Origin of the sequence: Acrocarpospora pleiomorpha (assembly GCF_009687885.1) — a bacterium.
GTDB lineage: Bacteria > Actinomycetota > Actinomycetes > Streptosporangiales > Streptosporangiaceae > Acrocarpospora > Acrocarpospora pleiomorpha.
In genome coordinates this window covers 101282-109940 of record NZ_BLAF01000040.1, presented here as the reverse complement: position 1 = coordinate 109940, position 8659 = coordinate 101282, and the positions used below count along the sequence as shown (strand labels likewise).

6 protein-coding genes are annotated in these 8659 nt (G+C 68.9%); 3 read left to right on the top strand and 3 right to left on the bottom strand.

Annotated elements, in window-relative coordinates; all coding sequences use genetic code 11:
• Positions 1-11: 11 nt before the first annotated feature.
• From Aple_RS31000 to holA, 3 genes are all read left to right on the top strand, one after another.
• Complete coding sequence (locus Aple_RS31000) at positions 12-1718, top strand: ComEC/Rec2 family competence protein (RefSeq protein ID WP_308805525.1); 1707 nt, start codon at positions 12-14, stop codon at positions 1716-1718.
• A 174-nt stretch (positions 1719-1892) separates the two neighbouring features.
• Positions 1893-3233 carry a hypothetical protein gene (locus tag Aple_RS30995; RefSeq protein ID WP_155348253.1) on the top strand — a complete coding sequence of 447 codons (1341 nt, stop codon included), beginning with the start codon at positions 1893-1895 and terminating at the stop codon, positions 3231-3233.
• Positions 3234-3413: 180 nt separating this feature from the next.
• On the top strand, positions 3414-4379 hold the full coding sequence (holA, locus tag Aple_RS30990) for a DNA polymerase III subunit delta (protein WP_246264895.1): 966 nt from the start codon (positions 3414-3416) through the stop codon (positions 4377-4379).
• A gap of 5 nt (positions 4380-4384) precedes the next feature.
• Here the strand turns inward: holA and Aple_RS30985 are convergent, their stop codons facing one another.
• From Aple_RS30985 to Aple_RS30975, 3 genes are read right to left on the bottom strand one after another with little or no spacing between them, the layout of a single operon-like run.
• Positions 4385-5071, bottom strand: a complete 687-nt coding sequence (locus Aple_RS30985) for an ABC transporter ATP-binding protein (protein ID WP_155348251.1) — start codon at positions 5069-5071, stop codon at positions 4385-4387.
• Positions 5064-5990 carry an ABC transporter ATP-binding protein gene (locus Aple_RS30980; RefSeq protein ID WP_155348250.1) on the bottom strand — a complete coding sequence of 309 codons (927 nt, stop codon included), beginning with the start codon at positions 5988-5990 and terminating at the stop codon, positions 5064-5066. Before Aple_RS30980 ends, Aple_RS30985 begins: the two co-directional genes overlap by 8 nt.
• Positions 5987-8659 carry an FtsX-like permease family protein gene (locus Aple_RS30975; protein WP_155348249.1) on the bottom strand — a complete coding sequence of 891 codons (2673 nt, stop codon included), beginning with the start codon at positions 8657-8659 and terminating at the stop codon, positions 5987-5989. The genes Aple_RS30980 and Aple_RS30975 overlap by 4 nt, the downstream gene beginning before the upstream one ends.

Below are 8659 nucleotides of genomic sequence, written 5' to 3'. Positions count from 1 at the left end.
ATGGGTTGCGGGTGGCTTGTGAGGTTTTGCCGCCGGGGGCTCGTGGGTTGTTGCCAGGGTTGGTCGTGGGGGATGTTTCGCGGCTGGATGCGCAGGTCAAGGAGGATTTCGCTGACGCTGGGCTGAGTCATCTCAATGCTGTGAGCGGGGCCAATCTCGCGATTGTCGCGGGGGCTGTTCTGGTGGTGGGGAGGTTCGCGGGGTTGCCCCTGGTGGCGAGGGGGGCGCTGGTTGTTGTGGCGATGGGTGGGTTCGCGGTGGTCGCGAGGCCGTCGCCTAGTGTGTTGCGGGCGTTGGTGATGGGGACGGTGGCAGCCATCGCGCTCGGGACCGGTCGGTCGCGTGACGGGATGGCGGCGCTGTCGGGGACGGTGTTGCTGCTGATTTTGTTCAATCCCGGGCTGGCTCGGGAGTACGGGTTCGCGCTCTCCGTCGCCGCGACCGGAGGGATCCTGGTGCTCGCGCCGCGCTGGCGTGATCGTATGGCCGTCCGCATGCCCGCCTGGATGGCCGAGGCGATCGCCGTCCCGGCCGCGGCCCAGGCGGCGGTGACGCCTTTGCTGGTGCTCATGTCAGGGGAACTCGGTCTGGCCGCGATCCCGGCCAATCTTCTCGCGGCGCCGGCCGTAGCGCCCGCGACGGTCCTCGGCTTTCTCGCCGCCCTGATCGCCCCGATCAGCATGGACCTGGCACAGCTGATCGTCCGCCCAGCGGGACTGTCCGCCAGCTGGATCATCACAGTGGCTGAATGGGCGGCCGAGCTTCCACTCGCCACGGTCGGATGGCCTGCCGGAATGCTCGGACTCGTCTTGCTGGCAGCGATCTCTGTAGCCGTGTGGCTGGTGCTTCGGCGGCAGACCGGCAGACGATTGGCGATCGCCCTAGCCGGCGGTTCGCTGATCGCGGTTCTGCTCGTGGGCCCCGCGACGTCGACCTGGCCGGCCCGTGGTTGGCTGCTCGTGATGTGCGATGTCGGTCAGGGCGACGCTCTCGTCCTGTCCGCTGGGGAAGGGAAAGCCGTGGTCGTCGACGCAGGCCCGGAACCCGGACCGGTCGATCGATGTCTGCGCAGGCTGGACGTGCACACGGTTCCGCTGCTCGTTCTCACCCATCCGCACCTCGACCATGTCGGCGGCCTGACCGGAGTCCTTCGAAACCGCCGCATCGGCGCCGTAGTCGTCAGCCCCATCCGCGTCTCCCAACGGGAAAGCACCCGCGTCTCGACCGAACTGCGCACCAGAAAGATCCCCGAATGGGTCGTACGCCCCGGCACCCGCTGGCATTTCGGTCAAGCCGAGATCACCGTGCTGGCCCCCAACGCCGAAGACCCCATCCAGGGCCAGGGCGAAGGCTCCATGACCAACAACGCCAGCGTCGTCCTGCTGGTCCGCTGGCCGACGGGATCCGCCCTCCTCGCCGGAGACCTCGAAACCGAAGCCGAAGACACCCTCCTCCGAACCGGCGTCCCACCCGTGGACATTCTGAAGGTCCCTCACCACGGTTCCGGCCGCCAGTCCCCCGCCTTCCTCGCCGCGACCAGATCCCGAGCCGCCCTCATCAGCGTCGGCGCCGACAACAACTACGGCCACCCCGCCCAGACGACCATAAGCCGCCTCACTTGGCTCGGCACCCGCGTCTACCGCACCGACCGCGCAGGCGACCTCGCGGTAATCCCACACCAAGGCCGCCTCGCGGTAGTTCCGCGAGGCACTTCCTGATAGCCCCCTGTCCCTTTCGGCGACGCCACACAGGAGTGAAATTGGGCGAGTTGCCCAACGATGCGGGAGCAGTTGCCGCGCGACTGCCCTGAGGTCGTCAATTTCCGAGCAGAAAGGGCCGGTTTTCGGCCAGGCCTTTCGTGTTGAGGAACATTACAACGGTCCAATTGGTGGTTGACGGCAGTGATCTGCGTACATAGCGTCGCGGGCGGGCCACGAGAGGACGGCGGCGACTCGATGTACAGACGCGGAATGCGGAAGAAGTCCCCCACGCGCACGAGCGACGACGACAGGGACGACAGAGAAAAGGGCGAGTCCTCGGACGAGTCGTCCGGGGGTGATCGCACCACGCCGCCCCTGACCAAGACGAAAGGCAAGCGCACGCTCGAGACGGTGACGACGGAGGTTGCCCCGGGATCCCCCGTCCAGGACGGAGGCGTTGCCGGGGGCCGTACAGACGTTCCCAAGCGTTCCAGGAAAGTCGGTGAGTTCACCGGGACCCAGACGAACATCGGCGGCGAACCGGCGCAGGCGCCCCCTCCACCGCGTGCTCTGCGGAAGACGGCCGTCCTGTGCAAGGACGGCGCCCTGGTCGCCTTGGACCAAGCGGACAGCGAAGATTCGGTTGTGCAGGTGCTCCGGTTCATCCTGACGAACCCGATGTTCGCCGGTCTGCTCGACGCCGCCGCCGCCAAGGCCGCCAAGACGGAGGACGTCGAGGCGCTTGTCGAGCAGCAAGGGCAGCTCGAATCCTCGATCAGACGTCTCAACGAGCTCATGGCGATCACCCAGGGCCTGGTCGCCGGGGCGCAGGTCGTGGTGATCGACAGCAGGGACGATGCCAGCCTGCGGGCGGATCACGATCCGTACGAGAACGTGATCAGGATCGGCGAGATTCAAGCCACCGAGCCCGGCTGGCACCAGGACACCGCGGACTATTGGCCCTGCCTGGTCCGCGTGCTGTTCGAACTCTGCAACGCCGCCCGCGCTGACGTCAACCGCAACATCATGCGAGAGTCGCGCGAGGGCCAGCTGAACTGCGTCTCCTTCGTCCTGTCGATGGAGCTGAACGAGGCCCGCACGAACGTCGAGTTCGACCGGCTCTGGGGCACGATAATGGCCGCCGGCCCGCACCAGGTCAGGAAGGGCGGCCAGACTGTCACGAGCGACGTCCCGGACCTGCGCTTCGTCAAAACGACCGGTCTGAGTCCCAAGTCGACGCGCAGCTCAGATGGCAGGCGCAGGTCATGGGAGGACACGTCGCCGACTACGTGGCCATGTGGTTCGGGAACTACGGGGCGATCTTCAAGGGGAAGAACTCGGAGGACTGGCAGGACCTTCTCGATCTCATCGACCCGCCTCCGGATTCGGATGCGGGCTCGGACAACGAGCCGGAGAACGAGTCGGACGATGAGTCGGACGGTCTGGACAACGAGGACAGGCATGAGATCGTCACAGACGTCGAGTACCTGGTGGGGGTTCAGGTTCCCCCGCTCCACATCGTCGACGTGGTGAAAGTCATGCGCGCCTGGTACAAGCTGAAGAAGTCGAAGGCCTAAGGTCAGCGCGTCGAAGCGCCGCCACGCCACCCGTCGGGGGCCGCAGGGTTCCAGGGCGGGCTCCGCGGGCGGGGCGGCATGGTGATCTTTCGAGTGTGCGCGTCGGGGGGTTCGGGGGCGTGGCATGCTGCGTGGCATGGGGAATGTTGCGGCGGTGACGTTGGTGCTCGGGGATGAGGAGTTGCTTGCGGATCGGGCTGTCGGGGATGTGGTGGCCGAGGTGCGGGCGGGGGGTGCGGACGCCGAAGTGCATGATCTGCTGGGGGGGAAGGTCGAGCCGGGGGAGTTGACCAGGCTGACCTCGCCGTCGTTGTTCGGGGATCAGGCGATCATTGTGATTCGGGCGGCGCAGGATCTGCCCAAGGATGTGATCGCCGAAGTCGTGAAATATGCGGCGAATCCGGGGGACGATGCGGTGGTTGTGCTGGCGCACCCAGGTGGGGTCAAGGGTAAGGCGCTCGTTGATGGCGTGAAGAAGGCCGGCGCGCGTGTTGTCACCGTCACCAAGCTGACCAAGGCGGGCGAGCGGATCGACTTCATCCGGAACGAAGTCCGGCGGACCGGGCATTCGATCACGCCGGCCGCGGCGCAGGCGCTACTCGACGCGGTCGGCAGTGACCTCCGAGAGCTGGCGGCCGCGTGCAGCCAGCTCATCTTCGACACGGGGGACAAGAGCATCGGCGAGGCCGCGGTGGCCCGTTACCACCGAGGCCGCGCCGAGGTCAGCGGCTTCACCGTCGCCGACCTCGCCGTGGAGGGCAAAGCGGGCGAAGCTCTGGAACAACTGCGCTGGGCTCTGGCCACCGGCGTCGCCCCCGTCCTGATCGTCAGCGCCCTGGCCGGCGGCCTCCGCTCCCTCGCCAAAGTGAGCAGCGCCCCCAGGAACGCCAACGAGAACCAGCTCGCCTCCCAACTCGGCATGCCCCCCTGGAAAATCAGAAACGCCCGCCGCCAGCTCAACGGCTGGGGCCCGGAAGGCCTCTCCCGCGCCATCCAGGCCGTCGCCCTAGCTGACGAACAGGTCAAGGGAGGCGGCACCGACCCCGCCTACGCCCTCGAAAACACCGTGCAAACCATCATCGCCAACCGCACCGGCCGATAACCGACTTAGGCGGGGGTGGGTTCTGGGGTGAGGAAGGCGCCGTCCTTGAGTTCGAGGACTCGGTCGGCGAGGGAGATGAGGCTGGGGTCGTGGGTGGCGACCAGGGCGGTGACGTTTTCGCTGCGGACGACCGCGCGGATGAGTTGCATGATCTGGCGGGCGGTCTGGGAGTCGAGCTGGCCGGTCGGCTCGTCGGCGATGAGGAGTTTGGGGCGGTTGGCGAGGGCGCGGGCGATGGCGACGCGCTGCTGCTGGCCGCCGGACAGCTCGTACGGCCGCTGGTTGGCGTGCTGCTCCAACCCCACGAGCGCGAGCAGCAACTCCACCCGTTTCTCCCGCTCGTCGGCCGCCATCCGAGCCAGCCGCATCGGCACCCCCACGTTCTCGGCGGCGGTGAGCACGGGAATCAGCCCGAACGACTGGAAGACGAACCCGACGACATCCCGCCGCAGCTCGAGCAGAGCCTGTTCGGGAAGCTCGGTGACAGCTTTGCCGTCGACCGTCACCGAACCCGCCGCGGGCCGGTCGAGGCCGCCGACCAGGTTGAGCAGGGTGGTCTTGCCCGAACCGGACCGCCCCCGGATGGCGATCAACTCGCCGGGGTTCGCGGAGAAGCTGACACCGCGCAGGGCGACCACGTCGCGCGGGTAAACCTTCCGCAGGTCCCGTACGGAAACCAGAGGCTCACTCATTGTTCTCCTCCCCGGGAGTCGACGGCCAGACGCCGATGTGGTCGCGTTCGAGCTCCAGCCGCACCCGCCGTTCCATCTCGAGCGCGTTCATGAAGTCGCGGGGCAGCTGGAGCCGCCCGACCCGGTCGAGCACCGCGTACTCTTCGGCGATCACATCGCCGTCCTCGGAGGTGCGGCGCAGGGTCTCCGAGGAAGTGCGCCCGTCCCGGATGCCGACCGTCCGGTCGACCTGCTCGGACACGAGCGGGTCGTGGGTGACGATGACCGCGGTGACGCCGAGTTCGCGGTTGGCGCGGCGGAGGGCGCCGAAGACCTCTTCCGAGGTGTCGCTGTCGAGCTCGCCGGTCGGCTCGTCGGCCAGGATGACCTCGGGTTCGTTGGCGAGCGCGACGGCGACGGCGACGCGCTGCTGCTGGCCGCCGGACAGCTCACCGGGCCGCCGGGTGGCGCAGTCGGCGACGCCGAGCAGGTCGAGGAGGTCGCCGGCGCGGCGGCGGGCGTCGCGCTTGTTCCCGGCCAGCCGCATCGGCAGCAGCACGTTCTCCTGCCCGGTCAGGTACGGCAACAGGTTGCGACCCGTCTGCTGCCAGATGAACCCGACCACCGAACGCCGGTAGCGCAGCCGATCCCGCGAGGTCATGGACAGCAGGTCCATCCCGGCCACCCGGGCCAGCCCGGCCGTCGGCACGTCAAGCCCGGACAGCACGTTGAGCAGCGTCGACTTCCCCGACCCTGACGCCCCGACGATCGCGATCAGCTCGCCCTTCTCGATGAGCAGGTCGAGCCCCTGCAACGCGACGACCTCGACGCCTTCGGTCTTGTAGATGCGGACGAGGTTGTCGCAGAGAATATGGGCGTGCTCCCCGAAGGCCGGCCGATTCCGTACGGCCTGCGCCTCCAGATCCGACAGCGTGGTCATGTGGATTCCCCCACTCGAAGTGCGGTGGTGACGCGGCGGCCGGTGCTGGCGTGCCCGAACGCGCCGAGGATGGAGACGACGGCGAGTCCGGCCGCCAGCAGGATGGGCGTGGTGAAGGTCAACGGAAACTCGGTCACCGCTATCCCGGCATAGGCCGACAAATCCAGACCGGGGCCGAGGGCGGCGGGCAGCAGCATGCCGAGCGCGAGCCCGGCCAGCGAGGTGAGCACGATCAACGGCGCCACTTCCAGCACGGTCAGCAGCCTGGCCTGCCGCTGCGACAACCCCAGCGTACGCAGGAAGGACAGCGCCCGGGCCCGGTCGGCCGCCCCGATGACGAGGGCGATGACGACGGCGATCAGCGCGTACCCGGCGAGCGCCACGGTGACGATGGTGAAGCTGGCGATGATCGTCCCGGCCAGCGGCGCCTCGGAGATGCGCGCGCGGGTGGAGTCGAGGGTGTCCACCAACGCGTCGGAGAGCCCGACCGTGCGCTGCAACAGGCCCTGATCGACGTGCCCGCCGATCAGCAGGATGTTGGTGTAGGTCCGCAACCCGGCGATCTTGGGTCCTTCGTACGGCATGACGATCAGGTCGCTGCTCTCGAACGCCAGCCCCGGCAGCTTCTCGATCGACCCCACGTTGGTGAGCTTCATCCGGGTATGCCACCCGATCTCAATCGACGGGTACGGCGTGAGACTCCCCGACACCAGCGCCGGAATACCGTCCCCGACCGGCGGATCCGGCACCACCAGCGGGCTTCCCGCGACCAGCTCCCGATAGGCGGCCAGATCCATGGCGAGCACGGTGGCCGTCCGCCCGCCGGTCGCCACCTGCACGGTCCCCTTGGCGACCGGCAGCACCGACGTCACCCCGGGCAGCGCCCGCACCTTCGCGATCACGTCCGCGGGGATCTCGGCGGCGCGTTCGACCCGCGCGGGCGCGCCGACGGTCTGCCAGGCGGCGGTCCGCTGGGTTTCGAAGATCGCCCCCGAGACCAGGGCGCCTAACACGGACACGGCCAGCGCGGGCAGCAGGATCAGCACCGGCAGCGACGTGGCGCCCCGGGACCGGGCGGCCAGGGTCAGGCCGAGGAAGGGCACGGCCCCGCGGCGCCGGTTGGCCAGCCGTACGATCAGGCGGAGCGGCAGCGGGTAGCAGCGCAGCGTGATCAGCGCGGCGGCCAGGGTGAGCGCGGCGGGGACGAGCAGCAGGAACGGGTCGGCGCCGAGCTCGGCCACGTCGGTGGTGAGGCCGCGGGTGCGCAGCAGGTATGCCCCGCCCAGGGCGAGCACGATCACCAGCAGTTCGAGCGCGATCCGGCGCGGCGACGACTTCGGCGCGACGACGTCGTTGCGGCTGTCGTGCAGGGGCTTGCGGTGCGCGAACGCGAGCCGAACCGCCGCGAAGGCGATGGTCGTCACCGCCAGGATCGCGGGGCTGAGGTGCACGATCGGCGTGATCGGCCCAGGGACCAGGTAGGACGCCGCGTATCCGGCGAGGGCGGCGGGCACGACGATCAGCGCGGTCGCCCCCGTGCCCGCCCTGGTGATCTGGCCGAGCGAGCCGCCGCGCGCCCGCACCAGGCCGAGCCCGGCGCGCATCCGCTCGGCGAGCAGCTGGACGGCGAGCGCGATCACGCCGAGCGCGACCACCGCCAGCCCGCCCAGCATGAGGAACATCAGCGTCTGCGCGGTGCGCAGCTGGGTCAGGAATCCTTCGAGCAGCGGATCCAGGCTGGTGTTCAGCTCGAACCTGGCCGCGGAGATCTGCGCGATGCCGGTGTCGCCGCCCTCGTCCTGCTGCTCCACCCGCTGCCGGAAGTCGACGATGTCCTGGATCATCGGGGTCGCGTTCCTGGCGTTGATCGGGGATCCGTCGATGCCGAGCACCCACGAGTAGTACAGCTCGCGCCGCGAGTTCAGCTCCCGCAGCCCCGCGTCCGGAATGACTCCGACGGCCATCAGGTCGGGTTCGTCGGCCTGCGGGAGCCATCGTACGGTGACCCGTTTGACCTCGGGGTTGTGCTCCCAGAAGCCGTCGGACGGGTCGATCGCCTCGAACAGGCCGACGACTTCGGCCGCGATCGTGTAGCTGTTGCCGAGCAGCACGGTGGTGCCGACCGGGAGCCGCATGGCGTCTGCGGCTTCCGGTACCAGGCCGATCTCGAAGAGCGGGACGTTCTTCAGGTCCGGGTTGCCGGGCACGGTGGCGAGCGTTCTGGGGGCGCCAGGCTCCCGTCCCTCTACATAGCGGATCTTTTCCTCGAGGTTGGACGCCCAGGCCAGATCCACATACCGTTGCGGCGGCGTCGGCCTTCCGATCACTCCGGAAACCGGCGTTCCGTAGGTCTGGGCGGACTGGTGGCTGGTCCCTCCGGCGATGACGGCGGTGGACAGCAGGGGCGGCAGCGCGTTCCGCCACAGCCGGTCCAGCGCGGTGAACTCGCCGCGCTCGTGCAGTTCGTCCTCAGGGGAGTTGGGGCGCAACCGCACCGCCAGGTCGGTCTGCGGGGCCACCACCTCGTCGATCATGGCGGCCAGCGCATCGTCGTACGCGGCTTCGAAACCCCGGGGGAGTCCCGCCATCAGCAGCGACGCGGTGAGGGCGAGCAGCGCGAGCACGGCCGCCGCGCCCCGATGCACCCGGACCAGCTGCCAGGCGTTCAT